Genomic DNA, 21,591 nt, shown 5'->3' with positions numbered 1-21,591 from the left:
GCCGGGCTCCTCAGCGCAGCTGGCGGAAGTCGGCGCTGGACGGGCGGCCCGGCAGGTCGAGCCGGGCCACGGCGCGCGGCGATTCGGCGACCACGCGGCCGCGTCGCATCACCAGCCGGCGCGCGGCGCGCAGCCGGATCGCCTCGACCGGATCGGCCGCATCGAGCAGCACCAGGTCGGCGTGGCAGCCGGGTTCCAGGCCGTAGCCTTGCAGGCCCAGGATCTTCGCCGGGTTTTCGGTCACCGCGGCGAAGCAGGCGCGCATCGCCTGCTGGCTCGTCATCTGCGCCACGTGCAGGCCCATGTGGGCAACCTCCAGCATGTCGCCGGAACCCATGCCGTACCACGGGTCCATCACGCAATCGTGGCCGAATGCCACGGTGACGCCGGCCGCCATCAGTTCCGGCACGCGCGTCATGCCGCGCCGCTTCGGATAGGTGTCGTGGCGGCCCTGCAGCGTGATATTGATCAGCGGGTTGGCGATCGCCGCCACGCCGCTTTCCGCGATCAGCGGCAGCAGCTTGCTCACATAGTAATTGTCCATCGAATGCATCGACGTCAGGTGCGAGCCGGCCACGCGGCCATGCAGGCCGAGGCGGTGCGTCTCGAAGGCCAGCGTCTCGATGTGGCGCGACAGCGGATCGTCCGATTCGTCGCAGTGCATGTCCACCATCAGTCCCTGCGCCGCGGCGAATTCGCACAGCACGCGCACCGACTCGGCGCCGTCGGCCATGGTGCGCTCGAAGTGCGGAATGCCGCCGACGACATCGACGCCCATGCCGATCGCCCGCTTCAGGTTGGCCAGCGCGGTGGGGCTGCGCAGCAGGCCGTCCTGCGGGAAGGCCACCAGTTGCATGTCGAGGTAAGGCGCGACGCGGCGCTTCACTTCCAGCAGCGCCTCCACTGCCAGCAGCCGGTCGTCGCACACGTCGACATGGGTGCGGATCGCCAGCAGGCCGCGCGCCACTGCCCAGTCGCAATAGCGCATGGCGCGTTCGACCAGCGCTTCCTGGGTCAGTTGCGGCTTCAGTTCGCCCCACAGCGCGATACCCTCCAGCAGCGTGCCGCTGGCATTCACGCGCGGCAGGCCATACGACAGCGTGGCATCCATGTGGAAGTGCGCATCGACGAACGGCGGCGCGACCAGGTCGCCTTCGGCATCGATCTCGCGCGCGGCCGTCACGGCCAGGCGCGGCGCGACCGCGGCAATGCGCCCTTCCTGCACGGCGATGTCGATGCCGGTGCGGCCGTCGGGCAGCGTGGCGTTGCGAATGACGAATTCCATGCATGAACTCCGGAAAGATGACGATGGCCGATTGTAGGGACAACGGTCGGCAATGCGCAACGCTTACATCGGAAATGGATGTTGCAGTGCATTAACCAACGAATAAAGAAAGCACAAAGCGCTTTCCAATGCCTTGTTTCATCGCTAGAATGCCTTTATTGCAACGCACCATTCCTTGTTCTTAGGAGAGCTCATGTCTTCGATTACCGAACAAATATCCGCAACGGGCAAGTCGCAGCTGGAAAGCCAGCTCAACTTCCTGAACAGCGTCCTGAAGAACACCGTCGACGGCGCCGGACAGATCGTGGCACTCAACCTCAGCACGGCACGCAATGCCGCCGAACGCGGCACCGCCGCGGCACGCCAGCTGATCGAATCAAGGGATTCGCGCGCGGTACTCGACCTGGCCAAACCCGCTTCCGCCATCGAAAGCCTGGTGGCGTACCAGCGCGAGCTGTTTTCCATTGCAAGCCAGACCCAGCAGGCCTTCCTGCAAACGGCGACCGACCGCCTGCGCGCCGTGCCGGCCAAGGCGCTGACGCTCGCCGCGCCGGTCGTGGCGCAGGTGTCCGAGTCCGCGGTCAACGCGGCGACGGCCGCCACCAATGCCGCCGCCGAGGCCGCGCAATCGGCCGCCAGCGGCGCCACCGAAACAGCTTCCCATGCAGCACACGCGGCAAGCGATGCGGCGCAGGCCGCCACCAGCAGCACGGTGCAAGCCGCCCGGACGGCGACCGCTCAAGGCGAGCAGGCCGCCGCGACCGTGCAGGATGCCGCCCAGGATACTGCCACGGCAGCCGCGAAGGCCACGCAGGATGCTACCGAAGCGGCCACCAAGGCTGGCGGCGACGCGGTGGAAGCCGCCAGCGACAACATCGCCAGGGCAGCCGAAGCAGCGCCGTCGTCCACCGACGTGGTCAGCGAAGCAGTGGAACGCGTGACCGACGCGGCCGCGCAAGCACCCGTGGCGGCACCCGTGGCGGCACCGATCGCCGCTGCCGCCGAAGCTGCCGAAACGACGGCGCCGCTGTTCGACGCCGAGCCGTCCGGATCGAAAAATTCGCGCAAGCCTGCCGCGAAACCCGTTGCCGAAGCGCTGGCCGCGCTGGCCGACAACAAGCCGGCCCGCTCGGCGCCGGGCAAGTCGCGCAAGTAGCAACGCAAGTAGCAACGCAAGTAACGCCAACGCCCCTCCCCGGGCCGCCGGGTCCGCACGGACCCGGCAACGCGCTCTGCCAGCCTGATGTATCCTTGCGGGCTTCACCGAAGGATATGTCATGAGTTTATCGAGGCTAATTACCGGCTTCGTGCGCGAGCATTGGCGCGCGTATGCGGGTGCCGGCGTGATGCTGGCCCTCGTTGCCGTCATCGGCGTCTGGATTCCCCGCAAGAGCGGCCAGCTGGTCGACGCACTGGCCGCGCAGCGCCTGCCGCACACCGAACTGCTCGAAGGCGTGGGCCTGCTGCTGCTGGTCGGCGTGGCCAACTATGGCCTGCGCGTGGCATGGCGCATCCGCCTGTACTCGACCGCGTACCGGCTCGGCGTGCAGTTGCGCACCCGCTTCTACCGCCGCCTGACGATGCAGGGGCCGGCGTTCTACCAGAAGCAGCGCACCGGCGACCTGATGGCGCTGGCCACCAACGACATCGACTCGATCGAACAGGCGGCCGGCGAAGCCATGCTGGCCGGTTTCGACGGCGCCCTGACGCTGGTGCTGGTGATCGGCATCATGACGCTGGGCGTCGACTGGCGCCTGGCGCTGGTCGCCCTGCTGCCCTTCCCGCTGATGGCCTATGCATTCTGGCGCATCTCGACGCAGATCCACCTGGCGGCGGCGGACTCGCTGAAGCGCTTTTCGGCGCTGAACGACCATGTGCAGGAAACCCTGACCGGCGTGCGCACGCTGCGCACGCTGGGCCTGGAAGGGCGCAGCGCCGCCACGTTTTCCGAACTGGCCGGCAAGGCTGCCGACGCGGCGCTCACCGCGCAGCGCTGGGAAGCGGCCTACGAACCGGCGGTCGGCCTGACCCTGACGGCGGCCACCGGCCTGACGCTGGGCCTGGGCGGCTACCTGGTGTGGACGGACCAGTTGACGATCGGCGGGCTGACCAGCTTCACGATGTACCTCGGGCAGCTGATCTGGCCGATGTTCGCGGCCGGCTGGGTGCTGTCGCTGCTGGAGCGGGGCCGCGCCGGATGGCAGCGGCTGCAGCCGATGCTCGACGCGCCGCTGACGATCGCCGACCACGGCACGGTGGCCGAACTGCAGCCCGGCGAACTGGCGGTCGAGCACCTGACGGCATGCTATCCCGGCCAGGCCGAGCCGGCGCTGGCGGACGTGTCGCTGCGGCTGCGCCCCGGCCAGACACTGGGTCTGGTAGGCCCGACCGGCTCCGGCAAGACCACGCTGCTGCGCGTGCTGCTGCGGCAGATGGCGCCGCAGTCGGGCAGCGTCCGCTGGAACGGCCACGCACTGGAAGAATACAGGCTCGATGCGTTGCGCGGCGCGATCAGCTGGGTGCCGCAGGAATCGTTCCTGTTCTCGGCATCGATCGCCGAGAACATCGCATTGGCCAGGCCCGGCGCCACGCGCGCCGAGGTGGAACATGCCGCCGACCTGGCCGCGATCCACGACGACATCCTGCTGTTCCCGCACCGGTATGAAACGGAAGTGGGCGAGCGCGGCATCACGCTGTCCGGCGGGCAGCGCCAGCGCGTGGCGATCGCCCGCGCGCTGCTGTCCGACAACGACCTGCTGCTGCTCGACGATGCGCTGTCCGCGGTGGATACCGGCACGGAAACGCGCATCCTCGAACACCTGGAAGAACTGCGCCGCGAGCGGCCGGTACGCAGCGCCATCATCGCCAGCCACCGGCTGTCGGCGGTGGTGAACGCCGACTGGATCGTCGTGCTGCACCATGGCCGCATCGTCGAACAGGGCACGCACGACGAACTGCTGGCGCAAGACGGCTGGTATGCCAGCCAGTGGCGCTACCAACAACTGGAGGCCAGCCTCGATGCAAGCTGAAGACAAGGAAGACACGGCACGGATCGCCACGGAAAAAGGCGCGGAAAGCAGCCCTGCCGAATCGATGCGGCGCGCCTTCGGCCTGCTGAAGGAGGCCGCCGCGCCGGATCGCCACCACCTGTGGTGGGCCGTGCTGTGGCTGGCCATCGCCGCCGGCCTGGAAGTGGTGGGGCCGCTGCTGGGCAAGCGGCTGATCGACGAACACCTGCTGCCGCGCGTGCTGGACTGGCCGGCGATGGCGCTGCTGCTGGGCGCGGTGGTTGCGACAGGCTGTGCCTCGTCCTGGCTGCGCTACCTGCAGCTGGTGCGCCTTTCCGGGCTGGCGATGCGCTCGGTGCAGCGCCTGCGCGAGCGCGTGTATGGCCACGTGCTGCGGCTGCCGATGGCATTCTTCGACCGCGCCATCACCGGCCAGCTGGTGTCGCGCGTGACGAACGACACCGAAGCGGTCAAGGGCCTGTACATCCAGGTCCTGTTCGTGATCCTCGACAGCACCATCGTGCTGACCGGTACCATCCTGGCAATGGCATGGCTGGACTGGCGGCTGATGTCGCTGGTGGTGGCGCTGATGCCCTGCGTGCTGCTGATCGTGTGGCTGTACCAGCGGCTCTCCGCGCCGGCGGTGGCGAAGGCGCGCCAGCTGCGCAGCGACATCAACGCCCAGGTGGCGGAGTCGATCGGCGGCATGAGCGTGCTGCAGGCGAACAACGCCCAGGCCCGCTTCGCCGAGCGCTTCTCCCGCACCAACGAAGACCAGTACACGCAGCGGGTGGCCGAGATCCGCGCCAACGCATGGCTGCTGCGCCCGGCGCTGGACATGCTGAACGTGGTGCTGCTGGCGTCGGTCATCTGGCTGTTCGGCCAGCGCGCCGACGGCACCGTGCTCGGCGTGGCCGAGGTGGGCGTGCTGTACGCGTTCATCAGCTATATCGCGCGCGTGATCGAGCCGCTGATCCAGATCACCATGCAGTTTTCCCAGTTGCAGCAATCGGTGGTGGCCACCGCGCGCGTGGCCACGCTGCTGGACGAAGCGGGGGCGCCGGAACACGGCAAGGATGGGCCGGAAGCCGCCAACGAAAACGCCGCCCCCGGCACGCCGGCGATCGACATCCGCCACCTGGACTTTGCCTACGTCGGCAACCAGAAAGTGCTGCACGACCTGTCCCTGCAGATCCCGCAGGGCGCGTTCTACGGCATCGTCGGCCATACCGGCAGCGGCAAGTCGACCCTGCTGTCGCTGCTGCTGCGCTACTACCCGGCGCCGCGCGGCAGCATCCTGATGAACGGCATGCCGCTGGACGATATCGGCCACGATGCGTTCCGCGCCCGCGTCGGGCTGGTGCCGCAGGATCCGTTCCTGCTGGCCGCCTCGGCGCGCGAGAACATCGACATGGGCCGCAACCTGCCGCCCGAGCGTATCGAGCGGGCCGCCCGCGCCGCGCATGCGCACGACTTCATCATGGCGCTGGAAGACGGCTACGAAACGCTGCTGGGCGAAGGCGGTTCGCGCCTGTCGTCCGGCCAGAAGCAGCTGATCGCGATCGCCCGCGCGCTGGCCGGCGAGCCGCGCGTGCTGATGCTGGACGAAGCCACGTCGCGCATCGACAGCGCGACCGAGCAGATCGTGCAGCAGGCGCTGGACGAATTGCGCGGGCAGGTGACCATCATCGCGATCGCCCACCGCCTGTCGACGATCCGCGACGCCGATCGCATCGTGGTGCTGAACCACGGCCGCATCGAGGAATCCGGTTCGCACGATGCGCTGATGCGCATCGAGGGCGGCCTGTACCAGCGCCTGTATTTATTGCAACAGCTGGCCGCCTGATGCGGCGGGCCGGTTGTTGCGTAAAAGCCAGTCTGGAACCGCAACGGGGCGAAAAACCCCATCGAATTCAGCGCCGCTGATTATTCCTTATGGCAACAGGCCTATAATGGGTTCATCGCCGCACCCAACCCGAGTGCGGCGCAAGGACCTTACGTGGCCACCCGACCGCTTTCATCCCTTCATCCTGTTCGCAGACTCTGCCGCCAGCTTGTGGCGGCCATGGCACTGGCGCCCCTGCTGGCGTTCGGGCAGGGGAACATCGACGCGGAGCTCGCGGCCACGCGCGAAACGGTGCGGTTCGTCCCCGACGACGCGCTGCGCAAGCTGCGCGGCATGGAGGCGGCGGCCCGTGCGGCGCCCAACGCGACGCGCGCCGAATTCCTGTTCCTGTACAGCAGCGCCATGCGGCGGGCCGGCGACGCGCGGCAGGCCCTGGTCCTGGCCAACGAGCTCGTGGCCGAAGGCCGCGCACAGCGAAACGATGCCACACTGGCAAGGGGCGAGCTGGCGCGCAGCTATGCACTGACTTCCCTGAACGACCTGCCGGGTGCGCACGTGGCGGCGTTCGAAGCCGAACGCCGCTCCCTGGCCATCCCCGATATCCCGCTGCGGGTGCAGGCGATCATCACGGCCGGCCAGGCATTCCAGGAGCAGGGCAACTTTCCGGCCGCGCTGCCGAAGTTCCAGGCGGCGCTGGACCTTGCCCGCACCGTCCCTGCTGACAAGGTGCCGCTGTCGATGGCGCTGAACGGCCTCGCGCTGCTGTACACCGACATGAAGGAGTACGACAAAGGCTGGGAAGTGCAGGCCGAGTCGCTGGCAGTGGCGAAACGGATGCGCTCGCGCGGCAGGCTGGCGATCGCGTTGTCCACCGAGTATGGGCTGGCAATCGATTCGCAGCAGTACGGCCGGGCGCGCGCCGCGATGCTGGAGACGCTGAAGGTAGCCCGCCAGCTGGGCGCGCGGCCAATGGAAGCGGCCACGCTGGTCAACCTGGCCGACAGTTACCTGAAGGACCAGGACTTTCCCCGCGCGGCCGAGTACGCGCAGCAGGCCGTCGCGGCGGCCACCGCCATCAATGACCCCGCCAACGTCGCCATCGCGCGCATCAACCTGGCGCAGGCTTACCTCGGCATGGGCCGCATGGCCGAGGGGCGGCAGCAGTTCGAGGCTGGCCTGGCGGTGCATGAGAAAAGCGGCAACCTGCCAACCCTGCAGGCGGTTCTGGCCGAGTACGGTGTCGCGCTGGAGCGCGCCGGCGATTTCAAGGGTGCCATCGCCGCGTATCACCGCGAGCGCCGCATCTCGACCGAGCTGTTTACCATGCAGCGCCAGAAAGCCGTGCTGGAACTGCAGCAGAAGTACGACACCGAAGAAAAGCAGCGGCAGATCGAACTGCTGCGGCAGGAAAACCGCGTGAAGGGCGCGGAACTGGACAACCGGCGGCTGCAGCAGCGCGTCTGGTGGCTGCTGGCGCTCGTGTTCGCGCTGGCCGCCGCGATCGTGGGCCTGCTGTACCGCAAGGTGCGCCAGGCCAATGCCCAGCTCGAAGTGAAGAACCTGGAGCTGAAGCAGCAAAGTTCGCTCGACCCGCTGACCGCGCTGTACAACCGCCGGCATTTCCAGGACTTCATGCGCACCGATCCGCAGGTGGAGCGCCGCCAGCAGGGCGGCCCCCCCGGCGACGGCCTGGTGGGCGCGCTGTTCCTGCTCGACGTGGACCACTTCAAGCACATCAACGACAACCATGGCCACGCCGCCGGCGACGCGGTACTGAAGACGATCGCACACTGCCTGCGCGACACGCTGCGCGAAACCGACATGATCGTGCGTTGGGGCGGCGAGGAATTCCTGGCATTCCTGCCGGCGGTGCCGCGCGACGGCCTCGACGACGTGGCGCGCCGCATCCTGGGCGGCATCTCGTCGCAGGCGATCGCCCACGGCGGCAGCACACTGCGGGTGAACGTGTCGGTGGGCTTCGCGCCGTTCCCGCTGGCGCCGGGCGGCACGCCGCTGTCGTGGGAGCGCGCCGTCAACCTCGTCGACATGGCGCTGTACATGGCCAAGTCGCATGGCCGCAACCGCGCCTACGGCGTGCTGGGCTTCAACGGCCTGGAGCGGACCACGCTGGAAGCGGTGGAGCGCGATCTGGAAGGCGCCTGGCGCAACGGTTTCGTCGACCTTTCCGTCGTGCAGGGCGAGGCGGCCGAGGTGGCGAATTGCACGAATCTCACGCCCCCGGCCGAGCGGCCGGGCATGGCGGCCTGACCGGGCGCCGTTACTTCGCCTTCTCCTTTTCTTCCTGGTCCTGCCGCGCCGCCTCGGCGCTGGCCTGCACCTTCTCGCCGGCCCGCTCGAGCTTCTCGCCCACCACTTCGGCGGCCCTGTTCAGCTGTTCGCCGGCCTTTTCCGCTGCCTGGTCCAGCCCGCGGCCGGTTTCCCTGGCCGCATCCTGGAAGTCCTCGCGTGCCTTGTCCAGGTGCACGGCCGCCTTGTCGGTCGCCTCATCGAGCTCGCGGCCGGTTTCCTTCGCCGCGTCCTGCAAGTCCTCGCGCGCCCGCTCGAGGTGCCCGGCGGCCTTTTCGGTGGCCGAGTCGATCTCCTGGCCCGCGCGCTCGGCGGCATCCTCGACCCGGCGGTCGTCTTCCTTGTGGCAGCCAGCCATTGCCAGCAGCAGCGCCAGCGCGCCGGTGGCGGCGATGTATCGTGATATGGGTTGCATGATGTCCTCCTTCGCGGCAGCTTAACAAAATTCGCCTACTCGCAGCGCTGGCCTACCCATTCGCGGCCGGACTGCATGCACAGGTGCAGTTCGCGCTCGAGGCGGATGGCCCTGTCGCGCAGCCCGGCGCAATCGCTGCCGCCGGCCGCTGCGCACTGCCCGGCAAGGCCGATCGCGCTGCGGTAGTTGCCCTGGGCGAGTTCGCGTTCGGCTTCGCCCTGCAGGCGCCGGGCTTCGGCACCGTTGGGCACTGCCAAGGCGGCGGTCGCCACACGCGGCGGCGTGGTCGACAGCGGCGGCGGATACGCGGGCAGGCCGCCCTGCCCGGCTCCTTCCAGCAGCGTCGCTTCCAGCATCTTCGACAGCGCTTCGCGCAGGGCTTCGATGCGCGGCCGCGATTCCGGCCGGCGCAGTTTCTCGGCCGCGTCCAGCTTTGCCTCCACGCAGGCACGGTCCTTTTTCGCCAGGCAGGCATTGGCGTCGTCCAGCAGCTTCTCGGCGCGGCGCGCGTCGATGCGGCCGCGCATCTCGAGCGTCTGCTCGTCGTCGTTCCAGCGCTTGACGAAGGCCGACAGCCGCGCCGACGCCTTGTCGAGCGCATTGGCGGACAGCGCCGCTTCCAGCGCGGCCCGGGCATCGGACCACGCCTTGGCGCGCTGGCTCTTCTTCTCGCACGCCGGTGCCGTGGCGGAGATCGCTTTCTGCAGGCGCCCCAGCGCGGCGGGATCGGCCTTCTCCTTGCGCAGCTCCGCCAGCGCCGCGCGCGCATCGCCGATCTGGCAGCTTTCCGTCAGCGCGATGGCATCGTCGATCTTCCTGTCCAGCTGCCTGGCCGGATCGTCCGGCTTGACCAGGAACCAGATCGCCAGCAACAGCAGCGCCACGAGGACCCAGGTACCCTTGCCGACCGGCTTGCGCACCGGCGGCAGCGACGGCCCGCCCGGCACGCCGCCAGGCGGCCGGGGCACGCCCGCCGCCGGCTGCGGCTGCTGGTAGCGGGGCGCGGCCGCGGGTGCGACCGGTGGTGCCGGCGCGACGGGCGGCCGGGCCGGCTGCGGCGCGACCGGCGGCACGGCGGGCGGCGGTGCCACCGGCCGTGGCGGAGCGACCGGCGGCGCTGCGGGAGGCGGCGGCGCCGGCTGTGGGGCAGGAGCGGCCGCGCCGCGCGGCGCACCCGCCGACTGCCCGGTGCCGCAGTACGGGCAAAACCGCACGGACCGCGGGAACGTCCGGCCGCAGCCTTCGTTGATACAGCGATAATCGGCCACCGTTTACTCCGGATCGGGAATGTCGTCCACCGGATCGGGGATCGCCTGGGCGAACAGCGGCGCCAGTTCCGCCACCGCGCCGGCCGGCTGCCATTGATCCACGTGCGGCACCCAGCGCATGTTCCAGGCCTTGGTGGCGGCGCTCACCTCCCCGCGCGCGATCCGCTCGGCCAGCTCGGCCACGGTGTACGGCCCTTGCTGCATGCGGTTGACGAACACCTTGAACAGGGCTGCCGAGGCAGAGGAAGAAGCGCTGGAAGAAGCGGCGGACGGCCCATTGAACGCGGCGGCGCCGGCCGGCGCATCGGCCGCCTTGGCGATCGACACGCCGCCGCCCAGCAGCGCCTTCGCGGACGCTTCGCCGGCCAGGTACTCGGCGCGCGGCACGCGCTTGTCGACGCTGTGCTGCACCTCCCACTGATAGGCATCGGACGCCGATCCCGCCACCGGCTCGCTCCACTGCGGCAGCAGGTCCAGCGCCCGGTCGAACGATTGCGCGAGCGACGGCTCGGCCGCCACCGCGCGCCGCAGCCAGCCGTCGTGCAGCCGCTTCGCCGTGATGTTCGGCAGCGACGGCGACGGCAGCTCGGCCCCGGTCTCGTCCACTTCCAGGCGCGGCTGGTAGACGCGGTGCTGGTAATACCGCATCAGCGCGGCCAGCAGCAGGAACTGGTGCGGTCCCATGCGCGCCAGGCGCTGCTGCACGGTGGCCACGATCTGTTCGCGGTAGTACGACGGCAGGCCGTTCGAGCGGATCGCATACTCGTTGCCCACCTGTAGCCATTCGCCCGAGCCCTGCTCCACCTCGAACAGGTACTGGCCGCGCGGCTGGAAGGATGCCTCGCGGTCGGCGAGATCGGCCTTGCGCTTCAATACACCGGTCGCCACGGCCTGCAGGAACCATTCGTAGTCGTCGGCCAGCCGGTTCAGTTCGTCCATGCCGGGCGCGATCGGATGCCGGAAGCGCGTCGCATCGAAATGCAGGTGCGTGGGAATCTTCGGGTTTTCGATCTGGTACGAGGTGCGCCAGGTGGGCAGGCCGCGCAGCACCGTCATCGGGTAGCCGGACAGTTCGATGTAGCACACCGCCCGGCCCTTGACGCCGGTGTTGACGATGTTGACCAGCTCGCCGTGGAAATACCCGGTGGGCGCGGCGGCGCGGATCTCGCCTTCCAGCCGCTTCCACGCATTGACGTCGCCGACGCCGACAAAGCACTTGAACTGGTCGGCGCCCGGCGTGAACTCGGCCGAGAAGCGCGCGTTCACCCACGGCATCGCGCTTTTCAGCCACTCGGCGAACACGCGCTGGCGCTCCTGCACGGACATCGCCAGCAGCCGCTCGAGCAGCGGATCGACCGGCTCGCCAGCCTCCTCGGTAGACAACTGCGTCTGCGCGCGGCGGAACAGTTTCAGCAGCAGCGACGAGCGCAGTTTCTCGTCGCCCAGCTGCGGGAACAGCCGCGCCGAGCCGCCGAATTCGAGCAGCACTTCCTCGCTCCACGCCGACACATCGCCGGTCAGCTTCACCGGCGGCGCCGGCTCGTCGCTGGCCAGCTTCATGTAGGTGGCATGCTCGTGCTGCGCATCGGCGCGCAGCTGCGCCACGCGCTGGTCGACGGCGCCCAGCATCGCTTCGACGCAGCGGCGCCCTTCCTGGAACTCGCCGGCGATGCCGGACCACACGGCCTGGCCCTTCTCGTCGACCGACTGCGGCTCGCCCAGCCAGCCCGAGACCTGCCGCAGCACCTCGGCCGACTGCCCGGCGGTGACCGCCAGCAGGTGGAAGCGCAGATAGTCGGCAATGTCGCGCTTCAGGTGGACGATCACCTCGCGCGCCTGCGCGCCGGCGTTGATCCACTTGTTGGCGGCCTGCGCCAGGTTGTTCAGCGATTCCTCGACCTGGCGGGTGCGCAGCGCATCGCGCATGTCGCGGTAGCGGCGCTCGTTGTGCTCCATGCGCGGGATGTCGCGCTGCGCCACGCGGGCCTTGATCTGCTCCAGCAGCGACAGCACGAATTCCAGGCCGCCCTGGCGGCGGTCGTCCAGCAGCGCATACAGCCGCTCGCGCACGCGGCCCTTCAGCCGCGCCACCAGTTCCTGGGTGTGGCGCTTCAGGCGGTCCTCGCTGGTCTCGGCGATGGCGCCGGCCTCGCGGATCGCGTCGCGCTCCAGGTGCGGCAACAGTTCGGCAAGCTTGGCGCGCCATTCCTTCAGGTCATAGCCGTTGGTGATGCGGTCGATCTCGGCCTGCACCTTCGCTTCCACCCGCTCCAGCAGCGAGCGCTGGTCCTTGTCCATCAGCAGCTGGTCGGTCAGCGCGTATTCCTGGAACGGCGTCACCTCCACCGTGCCCTTCTTGAAATCGGGGAACTCGTCGAACGGGCGCTCGGCCAGCCACATGTGCTCGCGCATGAACACGTCGCGCTCGCCGTCGCCGGCGCGGCGGGCCGGCGCGCCATCCTTGCCGATGATGCCGAAGAAGGCCTTCACCATCAGCGCCGCCAGTTCGTAGGCGCGGATATCCTCGCGCAGGCCCTGCTGCGTGTCGAGCACGGCCTGGCCGAACGCCGAATACACCTTCGAGTACGACAGGCGCATGTCGCCGAAGCGCGCCTCCGGCACCTTCGGGTTGAACGGCCCCAGCTTGTGCTGCTGCTGGTTGACGGCGACCGAGCGCTTCCTGTTGGCGAAATCGGCCGAGGCGAAATCCTCGAACAGCGAATCGGCCACCATCTGGTACACGTCCTTGACGTCCTGCGTGGCCTTGTTCGCCAGGTTGGCGGTATCGACGAAATACACATCGTCATACGGTGCGCCGCGGCCCACCAGGCTGTCCGGGTCGGCCCAGCGCACCTGCGCGTTCATGTCGCGCATCGCCGTTTCCATTTCCATCAGCGTGGCATAGGCATTGGCCTCCGTGCGCTCCTTGTTGGCGCGCGCATACCCGGTGGGCATGAACATCACCAGGTCGACCTGGCTGTCCGACACTTCCTGGCGGGCGATCGCCTTGGCCAGCCAGCCGAGATCGAGCGCCGTGCCGGCGCCGGTGCCGCCGGCGTTCGAGGCGATGACGACGATGCGGAACTTCGACGTGTCGACCTGCAGGCCGAGGCGCTGGTAATTGTCCTTGCGCTCGATGCCGGCATTCGATGCCAGGAAGTTCAGCGCGCCCTTGATGCGGCCGCGCAGCTTCGGGTACTTGTCGAACAGGTACAGCCGCGCCACCGCGCGGATCTGGCCCGCGCCCAGCGACGGGTCGATGCCCAGCGAACGCAGCTTCTTCGGCCGCAGCGGCATCCAGCTTTCGATCAGCGGGAAGCGCGCCAGGCTGTCGTCCGATTCGTGGTACTGCTGCAGGTCGATCGGCTCGACCAGGCGTTCCTCGTCGCCCAGCTTGACCAGTTCGTACCACGGGTCGGTGCGCTGCGACTTGCCCTCGTCGATGACGGCGCCGCTATCGAGGTCGATGTGCAGGAAGCGCGCGACGGGGAACTCGCCGATCGATTCGACGCGCGCCGGGTGATGCCGGTTCCACACCGCCGACAGGATGCGCCGCCGGATGCGCATCATCACTTCCATGCCGGTGCCGCCCGCGCCGATGAACAGCGTGGGCCGCAGGTCGACTTTCAGTTCGGTCTTTTTCCCGATCGGGTCCACGGCTACCTCCGCCCGGTGAAGAGAGCGCCGGCAATCGCGGCGATGCCGAATACCAGCAGCGTGCCGGTGATGGCCACGCTGAGGAACTTGGTGGAATTGACGAAGCCCAGCACCACCGCGGCGGACAGGAAGGCCAGCCCGAAGAACAGCAGCCAGCCGGCGGTATCGGCCGACGACGGCGCCACGCGGCGGCGCACCAGGTGGTTGGCGAACGCATTGCGGGCAAAGAAGAAGATCACCAGCAGGAACAGGAATACGGCGCCGCCGATGGCGATGTCGCGCGTGGACGTGTCGGTGGCCGGTACCTGCCCTTCGGGCGCGACCTCGATGCCGGTGCCGGTGCCGGTGCCGGTGCCGGCGCCGGCGCCGGTGCCACTACTCGTTGCCGTATCGGCAGGCGGCGTGGTCGACAGCGTGCCGTCGCCCGCCGGCGCCTGGGCGGGTTTGTCTTCGGGGATCCGGAAACCGGGATCGCGCTGGGGTTCGTTGGCTTGCATGGTTTTCCTCTGGTTTTCTTACTTGCCAAGCCTGACGCTGGCGCCTTCGCGCACGTTCGCCAGCCGGTGGCCGAAGAGTGTCGTGTGCAGCTCGGCGACCTGGTCGCCGGCCGTGTTGTAGAGCGGGGTTTTCGCGCCGGCCCTGGTGCGCACCGTGCGCTGTTCGCCGTCGACGGTGACGACGACCTTGCGGCCGCGCGTGGCCGCCACCGCCAGCGCGCCGGCCGCCGCCAGCACCGCGAACAGGCCGCCGATGGCCGCCAGCAGCGGGCCGGAACCATATTGCAGCCGCACCTCCACGGGCAGCACCGCGCGCGAACCCTGGATCCGCGCCGGTGGCGTGAAAATGTCCGGCAACGGGTCACCGGGGAACAGCTCGGCCATGCGCTGCCGGAATGCCTGCGACAGTTCCAGCCGCTGGTTGGCGAGGCGCACTTCGATGCGGCCCGGAATCACCTGCGCGGACCCCGCGGTGGACAGCGCCGCCAGCGACCACTTGCCGGGCAGGTTCGCCACCGGCAGGCTGAGCGACGACGCGAGCGGCTGCGGCTTGCCCGGCGCCAGGTTGCGCACCGCGTCCGCCCCCAGTGCCACCGGCCTGACTTCGCCGGCCAGCGCGGCTTGCGCGCTGATGTCGGCCGCCGTGATGGTGTACGGGTACATGGTGTTTTCGATGCGCCAGGTGATGCGGGCGTCGCCCGATGCCGGCTTGCCCGCATCCAGTTCGGCGCGCAGCCGGCCATCCGGCAGCACCGCATAGCGCACGCCCGGCGTGTTTTCCACGCGGGCCGGCACCAGGCGCACGGTGTCCTGGTCCAGCGGTTTCAGGCGCGCCGGCATTTCGGTGATCACCTGCTTCAGCCGGCCGCTGGCCAGCAGCGCATCGAGCTCGCGCGCACCCTGCTCCTGCACGGCGAATACGTAGACCATCAGGCCGCCCGCGCTGTACTGCGCGCCCCGCACCGGCATCTTCAACGGGAACGCCAGCGCCTTGCGGATGGCCTGGCCCTCGTGGATCAGCTGGTAGAACTCGCGGTTGCGGCGCGCCGTGGCCTGGTCGTTGTTCGGACTGTTGCGGTTGTTCGTGAACAGCCATACGAGACCGGGCTTGCCGCCCAGCGCACCGTCGATCGCGCTGCCGACCGCTTCGCCCAGGTCGGTATCGGCCATCGCCTTGCCGCCCGGCTTGCGGCCGACTTCCAGCGGGTCCAGCACGCCGCGCAGCCTGGCCCGGTCAGGCCTGCCCTGCTGCGCCAGCAATGCGCGCGGCGATGGCGCCCCCGGCAGGCCCTGGTTGAATGCCGCCAGCACCAGCGCATCGCCGGGCGCCATGGCGGCCTGCACCACTTCCGTCACCAGCGCCTTGTAGGGCGATGGCGGGTCGGTATAGAACGGCTCCATCCAGCCGGAGTTCTGCACCAGGAACACGTGCGATGCCGCCTGCGCACTGACCGTGGCGCATGAGGCAACGGCGGACGCCAGGAAGGACACCAGCAGGCGCTGCAACCGCGTCACGCAAGGTCCTCCAGCTTCCAGCCGCGGATCTCGTTCCACGACGGGTGGTGCAGCCACAGGCTGCCGTGCCAGACGAACGGCACGCAATCGCCGGGATGCTTCAGGCGGGCGATCTCGTCGAGGATCACATTGTGGCGGCCGATCCATTCGACGAAGGTACGCGGCAGCAGCTCGCCGGCCAGCGCCGCCTCGGCACGGCCGGTAAAGCCGGGCACGCGCAGCACGAGGCCGGACGGCTGGCCGCGCGTGGCCGATACCGCTTCCAGCAGCGGCAGCACGAGCGCATCGCCGCGCGCCTGGTCTTCCACATCCTCGACCGACCACGGATCGTCCTTCACCTGGTGGCCGCGGCGGAACAGCAGCGTGCCGAAGCCCAGCCGCGCGCCGTCGATCGGCTCGACCTGCGGCGTGCCCAGGCCCGCGCCGTCGTCCAGCGCGCGGAACGAATAGTTGGCGCCATCGTTCCCGATCAGCCACAGGCGGCCGTCGCGGCTGCGCGCGGGGCCGCCGAACTGCAGGCGCGGCGTCCATGGGAACGGCCATGGCAGCCAGCGCGGTGCATGGCCGGGGCGCCACAGCAACTGGCCGTCCTCGTGCAGCCAGTACAGCCGGCCGTCATAGCTGAACGGACGCGACCAGCCGGCCTGCGGCACCGGCACGGCGGGGTCCATCGATTCGATGTCCAGCACTTCGGGGTCAGCCCCGTCGCCGGCCGCGCTCCACAGGCGTACGCCATCGGGCGTGACGAACGGGCAGGCGATGCGCCGGCCCACGCCGCCCGGACTGGCGGCCAGCGGCGCCTGGAACACGGCCTCGGTGTGCCAGCTTTCGGCCAGCGGATTGATCGTCAGACGGAACAGGCCCCGCGCGGTCGGCACGATGCCGAACTCGCCGCGCCTGCCGTCCTGTGCATCCGGCGGCAGCCACGCATAGGCCGAGGCGGTGAAGTGCAGGTCCGCCGCGCCTTCGTCGGCGGTGAACACGTGCCAGCGGGCAGCGGGTGGATCCCAGTACTGCACCACGTTGCGGGTATGGGCCAGTGCGACCAGGCGCTGGGCGGAGAAACCGAAATCGGCGGCGGCGAAGACGCAGACCGCGTTGGGCGGCACCGGCATGCGCCAGTCCGGCCGGCCGACGAACGGTTCCGGCTCGCGCGCCTCGATCGCATCGCCGAGCGCCAGCGCCGTTTGCGGCAAGCCGTGGGGTACGTGGCGCGGCAGGGCCGCCGTGCCGGGCGGCGTCACGGTCGAAGCGCCCCACCATGCCGGATGCCGGGCCGGCGCGGCGCGATGCAGCGCTGCGCCGCATTCGGGGCAGAAAGCAAATTCCGGGGGATAGATCGCCGCATGCGCGCAGGTGGTGGGCAGTGCCGCGCCGACCAGCAGCGCCACGTCCGTCAGCCGGCCGCGCGCCAGTTCCCAGTCGATGCGTGGCACACCCTGCACCGCTTCGAGCACGAAGCGCGTGGACGTGGCGGCATCCTCGCGCCAAACGCTGTCCCCGGCCCGCCACCAGTCATCCATCGATCCCCCATCCATGATTGCAATCTGTTGCGTCAATCATAACGCATTTGACTGTCACTTCATGAACTGGAGAAGACCTGAAACAAACGCCCCGCACAGTGGCGGGGCGTTGATTTGAATGGGTTTCCTGCGGTATCGCGGCGGATAGCGGATTTTTGTTACCGCTCGGTGTCGATGGACGATTTTTTCGGTGGCGGCGGCAGCGCCCAGGTCACGCTTTCGCTGGCGGGTGCCGTCTCCATCGCGTCGGAAAATTCCAGCCAGCGCTTCAGGCTGTCCATGCGGCGGATGTTGATGCCCTTGCCGCTGATGTAGCCGACCTGCTCGAAATATTCCAGCTTGGTCGTCATCTTCGAGGTCGTCGGCAGGTCGTCGACCAGCCGGGCATAGGCCTTGCGGGCCTTCAGTTCCCACTTGGCCAGGGTCGGTTCGTTGAAGCGGTTGCTTTCAAAATAAATCGTCACGCTGCGGTCGTGGTTGCCGAAGCCCACTACGGCAGCCCCCTTGCGCACCAGTTGCAGTACATCGTCCTTGATGTCCGCCTTCGGCACGAACACTGCAGCGCGGCCGTCCGCATCGGGCCGCTCCAGCGGCAGATCCTGGCCAAACGTTATGCTCATCTTTGCTCCGTGTTTGCGTCGGCCATATAGATGTTGCCGAGAGGATATATATCCGGCGATTCTACTTGGGGTTCGGGGCGGCTACAAGAAAGAAGCGGCGACACGCGACTTATAATGTGCTCGCCGCAACACTTTTGCGGATTTCTTTCCGCCCCTGCAAACATGACGACTTATTCACCTTCCGTCCGCGACGCTGCCGCACGCAACGTGGCCGACCTGCTGGCCCACGCGCTGGAACACGGGCCGGCGCACCGCGCGCTGGTCGTCTTCGATGGCCGTAGCGAGCTGAACGCCGTGTTGACGGAAGCCTACCGGCGCGCACTGCCCGATGGCGTGTTCATCGACTTCGACGCGGTCAGCGCCGACGAGGTCCTGGCCGCCTTCGCCGCCCTCGCCCCGCGCGACCTGGTGGTGCTGATCCAGACCACCAGCTTCCGCCTGAACGAATACCGCATCCGGATGGAACTGTTCCAGCGCGGCCTGAAGGTGATCGAGCACCTGCACCTGTCGCGCATGCCGGGCGAACAGGGGCTGGTCTACATCGACGCGCTGGCCTATGACCCGGCCTACTTCCGCGGCACCGGCCACGCGCTGAAGGCGCGGCTGGACCGGGCCCGCGGCGGCGTGGTCGACAGCGGCGCCGCCTGCCAGCTGACTTATGCCGGGCCGTTCGAGGAAGCCAAGCTGAACATCGGCGACTACTCGGCGATGAAGAATGTGGGCGGCCTGTTCCCCATCGGCGAAGTGTTCACGGAGGCGCGCGACCTGGAAGCGGTCAATGGCCGCGTGCGCGTGTTCGTGTTCGGCGACACCTCGTTCCGCGTCAACCGCCCCGTCGAACCGATCACGATGATCGTCGAGCGGGGCCGCGTCACCGGCGCGGAAAACAGCACGCCCGCGTTCGACGAAATGCTCGCCATCATCCGCGCCCACGAAGGCGAGGTCTGGGTGCGCGAACTGGGCTTCGGCATGAACCGCGCGTTTTCCTTTACCCGCACGGTGGACGATATCGGCACCTACGAACGAATGTGCGGCGTGCACCTGTCTCTGGGCGCCAAGCACGGGCAGTACCAGAAGCCGCAGCTGAAGCGCAAGGATGCGCGCTTCCACGTCGACGTGTTTGCCGTCACCGAAGGCGTGTACCTGGATGGCGAGCGGATCTATGCCGACGGGGCCTGGACGGTTTAAGCCGGCCGGCCGAATACCAGGCTGGCGTTGACGCCGCCAAAGCCGAAGCCGTTCGAGATCGCGTAGTCCGTCGCGATCTTTCGCGCCGAACCGCCGACGATGTCGACGCCCTGCGCGGCCGGATCGGGCCGCGACAGGTTCAGCGTGGGCGGCGCCACCTGGTCGCGCAGGGCCAGCACGGTGAAGATCGCCTCCACGCCGCCGGCCGCGCCGAGCAGGTGGCCCGTCGAGGACTTGGTGGCGGAGACGGCGGGGCCGCGGCCCGTGCCGAAGACCGCCTTGATGGCCGCCAGTTCGCTGACGTCGCCCACCGGCGTGGACGTTGCATGGGCGTTCAGGTGGCCGATCTGTCCGGGAACCAGGTTCGCCTGCCGGATTGCCAGTTCCATGGCGCGCCGCCCGCCGGCACCGTCCTCGGGCGGGGATGTCATGTGATAGGCATCGGCACTGGTGCCATAGCCCAGCAGTTCCGCGATCGGCGTGGCGCCGCGGCGCAATGCGTGCTCCAGTTCCTCGATGACCAGCATGCCGGCGCCCTCGCCCATGACAAAACCGTCCCGTTCCATATCGAAGGGCCGCGATGCCTGGGCCGGATGCTCGGTGAAGCTGGTGGACATCGTGCGCGCGGCGGCGAACGCGCCGAAGCTGACGCGGTCGATGCAGGCCTCGGCGCCGCCGCACACGGCAATATCGGCCTCGCCGGCACGGATCAGCCGCATGGCATCGCCAATGGCCTGCGCGCTGGCGGCGCAGGCGGTGACGGGTGCGCCGAGCGGGCCACGAAAACCATGGCGAATGGAGATGTGGCCCGCTGCCATATTGGCCAGGAAACCCGGCACGGTGAATGGCGACAGCCGCCTTGGACCGCGGCCATCGGTGGTCCGCACGGCATCGACGATGGCGCCGAATCCGCCCACGCCGGAGCCGACGATGGTTGCCGTCCGTTCGCGCGCGCTGTCGGTATCGGGGTGCCAGCCGGCCTGGTCCAGGGCTTCCTGCGCCGCGGCCAGCGCGAAGACGCTGAAGCGGTCCATCTTTTTCTGGTCTTTCGGTTCCACGGCGGCAGCGGCATCGAATCCCCATGGCCGTTCGGGCGCCAGGTCCGGCACGCTGCCGGCCACCTTGGCGGCGATCGCTTCCGTGATCTCGCCGGGCAGCACGGCCAATCCGGAATGCCCCTCCAGCAAGCGGCGCCATACGGCCTCGACTCCACAGCCCAGCGGCGACACGATCCCCATGCCGGTCACGACGATTCTTCTGGTATTCAATTCTTGCTCCTCTCGGCCAATGTACAGGATTGGCAAAATACGCCATGCGGCGGCTGACCAGTATAGGGACAGGATCGACGCATGGTCGGCACATCGCGCCAATGGATATGCAGGATGCGCCAAAAATATGCGCGATAATTCGAGGATCATGGATATGTCCTGGCAAAGCTCCCTCACCGTTTCGGCGCACTTCCTGCACGGGATGCTGGAGTTCGTACGCACGCATCGCGGCGAAACGGCGGCGGCACAGGTGCTCGCGGCTGCCGCCATCCCGCCGTCCCTGCTCGACCAGCCCGATGCCCGGCTGACGCGCCGGCAATATGTCGCGCTGTACCGCACGGTTGCGGCAACGCTCGATGACGAGATGCTGGGGCTGTGGTCGCGGCCGATCCGCACCGGCACGCTGAAATACCTGATGCTCAGCCTGCTGGATACGCCGACCGTGCTGGTCGCGCTGAACCGCTTCGTGCGATTCTGGAACCTGCTGCTGGACGATTACCGGCTGCAGCTTTCAACCAGGAACGACCTGGTGCGGCTGGCGCTGGTGGCCAGGACCCCAGGCGCAATCACCCGTCCGCTGGGGCACGAGCTGATGATCAAGCTGGCGCACGGCATCGCTTCCTGGCTGCTCGGCCGGGAGATCGCCCTGCACCGGGTCGAATTCGCCTTCGCCAGGCCCAGGCATGTGGACGACTATGCCTTCCTGTTCCCCGGCGATGTGCGCGATGTGCGTTTCGATGCCGCCGTGACGGGCCTTTACTTCGCGTACGGGGATTGCGCGGAACTGTTCAAGCGCGAGAAGCACGAACTGTGGGCATTCCTGAAACGCGCGCCGGAAGACTGGACCTTCACCGCGCTGCACCGCGCCTCCATCGCGGCCAGGACGCGCGCGTATCTCGAACAGCACCTCGGCGAGCCGGTGACGATCCGCGATCTCGCGCAGGCACTGCACGTCTCCGTGCGCACGCTGAACCGCCGGTTCGCCGAGGAGGGCACGCATTTCCAGGCGGTCAAGGATGGCTTGCGGCGCGATATCGCCGTCCACCGGCTGGCGAATTCGAATACGGCCGTGGCAGCGCTGGCTTTCGATCTCGGCTTTGCCGATGCTACCGGATTCTGCCGCGCATTCAGGCACTGGACCGGGAGCAGTCCTTCCGATTATCGCAAGGGTACGCGCCAGGGTGAGTAAAGAAT

At 68.6% G+C, this 21,591-nt stretch carries 15 protein-coding genes; 6 read left to right on the top strand and 9 right to left on the bottom strand.

All coding sequences use genetic code 11. The features are described from left to right. Positions 1–10: 10 nt before the first annotated feature. On the bottom strand, positions 11–1,285 hold the full coding sequence (locus ACY34H_RS17815; RefSeq protein ID WP_464978804.1) for an amidohydrolase family protein: 1,275 nt from the start codon (positions 1,283–1,285) through the stop codon (positions 11–13). 193 nt (positions 1,286–1,478) lie between these two features. On the opposite strand from ACY34H_RS17815, the gene ACY34H_RS17810 reads away from it, so the two are divergent. From ACY34H_RS17810 to ACY34H_RS17795, 4 genes are all read left to right on the top strand, one after another. After that, positions 1,479–2,441, top strand: a complete 963-nt coding sequence (locus ACY34H_RS17810; protein ID WP_464978803.1) for a phasin family protein — start codon at positions 1,479–1,481, stop codon at positions 2,439–2,441. 121 nt (positions 2,442–2,562) lie between these two features. Next, on the top strand, positions 2,563–4,314 hold the full coding sequence (locus ACY34H_RS17805; protein WP_464978802.1) for an ABC transporter ATP-binding protein: 1,752 nt from the start codon (positions 2,563–2,565) through the stop codon (positions 4,312–4,314). 64 nt (positions 4,315–4,378) lie between these two features. Continuing rightward, on the top strand, positions 4,379–6,139 hold the full coding sequence (locus ACY34H_RS17800; RefSeq protein ID WP_464978825.1) for an ABC transporter ATP-binding protein: 1,761 nt from the start codon (positions 4,379–4,381) through the stop codon (positions 6,137–6,139). 219 nt (positions 6,140–6,358) lie between these two features. Then, complete coding sequence (locus ACY34H_RS17795) at positions 6,359–8,407, top strand: tetratricopeptide repeat-containing diguanylate cyclase (RefSeq protein ID WP_464978801.1); 2,049 nt, start codon at positions 6,359–6,361, stop codon at positions 8,405–8,407. 10 nt (positions 8,408–8,417) lie between these two features. Here the strand turns inward: ACY34H_RS17795 and ACY34H_RS17790 are convergent, their stop codons facing one another. The 7 genes from ACY34H_RS17790 to ACY34H_RS17760 all read right to left on the bottom strand — a co-directional run bounded on the left by ACY34H_RS17790 (position 8,418) and on the right by ACY34H_RS17760 (position 17,941). Further along, positions 8,418–8,861 (bottom strand): hypothetical protein, encoded by a 444-nt coding sequence (locus tag ACY34H_RS17790; RefSeq protein ID WP_464978800.1) that lies wholly within the window; start codon positions 8,859–8,861, stop codon positions 8,418–8,420. 35 nt (positions 8,862–8,896) lie between these two features. Then, entirely contained in the window at positions 8,897–9,952 is a 1,056-nt protein-coding gene (locus ACY34H_RS17785) for a hypothetical protein (RefSeq protein WP_464978799.1), read from the bottom strand. Between the two features lie 180 nt (positions 9,953–10,132). Next, a complete protein-coding gene (locus ACY34H_RS17780; RefSeq protein ID WP_464978798.1) occupies positions 10,133–13,786 on the bottom strand; it encodes a tubulin-like doman-containing protein in 3,654 nt (1,217 codons plus the stop codon). A 2-nt stretch (positions 13,787–13,788) separates the two neighbouring features. Next, complete coding sequence (locus ACY34H_RS17775) at positions 13,789–14,283, bottom strand: hypothetical protein (RefSeq protein ID WP_464978797.1); 495 nt, start codon at positions 14,281–14,283, stop codon at positions 13,789–13,791. A gap of 18 nt (positions 14,284–14,301) precedes the next feature. Further along, entirely contained in the window at positions 14,302–15,798 is a 1,497-nt protein-coding gene (locus tag ACY34H_RS17770) for a hypothetical protein (protein WP_464978796.1), read from the bottom strand. Then, entirely contained in the window at positions 15,795–17,321 is a 1,527-nt protein-coding gene (locus ACY34H_RS17765) for a hypothetical protein (protein WP_464978795.1), read from the bottom strand. The genes ACY34H_RS17770 and ACY34H_RS17765 overlap by 4 nt, the downstream gene beginning before the upstream one ends. 158 nt (positions 17,322–17,479) lie before the next feature. Continuing rightward, on the bottom strand, positions 17,480–17,941 hold the full coding sequence (locus ACY34H_RS17760; RefSeq protein WP_464978794.1) for a hypothetical protein: 462 nt from the start codon (positions 17,939–17,941) through the stop codon (positions 17,480–17,482). Between the two features lie 162 nt (positions 17,942–18,103). Here ACY34H_RS17760 and ACY34H_RS17755 point away from each other — a divergent pair, with 162 nt between their 5' ends. After that, positions 18,104–19,129 (top strand): M29 family metallopeptidase, encoded by a 1,026-nt coding sequence (locus tag ACY34H_RS17755; protein WP_464978793.1) that lies wholly within the window; start codon positions 18,104–18,106, stop codon positions 19,127–19,129. Here the strand turns inward: ACY34H_RS17755 and fabF are convergent. After that, the gene (fabF, locus tag ACY34H_RS17750; RefSeq protein WP_464978792.1) at positions 19,126–20,397 is read right to left on the bottom strand and encodes a beta-ketoacyl-ACP synthase II; all 1,272 of its coding nucleotides are present in this window, start codon (positions 20,395–20,397) and stop codon (positions 19,126–19,128) included. The genes ACY34H_RS17755 and fabF overlap by 4 nt on opposite strands. Before the next feature lie 154 nt (positions 20,398–20,551). On the opposite strand from fabF, the gene ACY34H_RS17745 reads away from it, so the two are divergent. Beyond that, on the top strand, positions 20,552–21,586 hold the full coding sequence (locus ACY34H_RS17745; RefSeq protein WP_464978791.1) for an AraC family transcriptional regulator: 1,035 nt from the start codon (positions 20,552–20,554) through the stop codon (positions 21,584–21,586). Positions 21,587–21,591: the final 5 nt, after the last annotated feature.

This window comes from Pseudoduganella sp. jia 9, assembly GCF_055502615.1.
The sequence above is the reverse complement of the archived record's forward strand: the minus strand, read 5'-3'. Positions and strand labels throughout refer to the sequence as shown.

Coding starts and splice junctions, on each gene's coding strand:
- ACY34H_RS17815 (WP_464978804.1), bottom strand. CDS start 1,285: ATGGAATTCGTCATTCGCAACGCCACGCTGCCCGACGGCCGCACCGGC.
- ACY34H_RS17775 (WP_464978797.1), bottom strand. CDS start 14,283: ATGCAAGCCAACGAACCCCAGCGCGATCCCGGTTTCCGGATCCCCGAA.
- ACY34H_RS17765 (WP_464978795.1), bottom strand. CDS start 17,321: ATGGATGACTGGTGGCGGGCCGGGGACAGCGTTTGGCGCGAGGATGCC.
- ACY34H_RS17800 (WP_464978825.1), top strand. CDS start 4,379: ATGCGGCGCGCCTTCGGCCTGCTGAAGGAGGCCGCCGCGCCGGATCGC.
- ACY34H_RS17810 (WP_464978803.1), top strand. CDS start 1,479: ATGTCTTCGATTACCGAACAAATATCCGCAACGGGCAAGTCGCAGCTG.
- ACY34H_RS17745 (WP_464978791.1), top strand. CDS start 20,552: ATGTCCTGGCAAAGCTCCCTCACCGTTTCGGCGCACTTCCTGCACGGG.
- ACY34H_RS17760 (WP_464978794.1), bottom strand. CDS start 17,941: ATGAGCATAACGTTTGGCCAGGATCTGCCGCTGGAGCGGCCCGATGCG.
- ACY34H_RS17805 (WP_464978802.1), top strand. CDS start 2,563: ATGAGTTTATCGAGGCTAATTACCGGCTTCGTGCGCGAGCATTGGCGC.
- ACY34H_RS17790 (WP_464978800.1), bottom strand. CDS start 8,861: ATGCAACCCATATCACGATACATCGCCGCCACCGGCGCGCTGGCGCTG.
- ACY34H_RS17755 (WP_464978793.1), top strand. CDS start 18,104: ATGACGACTTATTCACCTTCCGTCCGCGACGCTGCCGCACGCAACGTG.
- ACY34H_RS17795 (WP_464978801.1), top strand. CDS start 6,359: ATGGCACTGGCGCCCCTGCTGGCGTTCGGGCAGGGGAACATCGACGCG.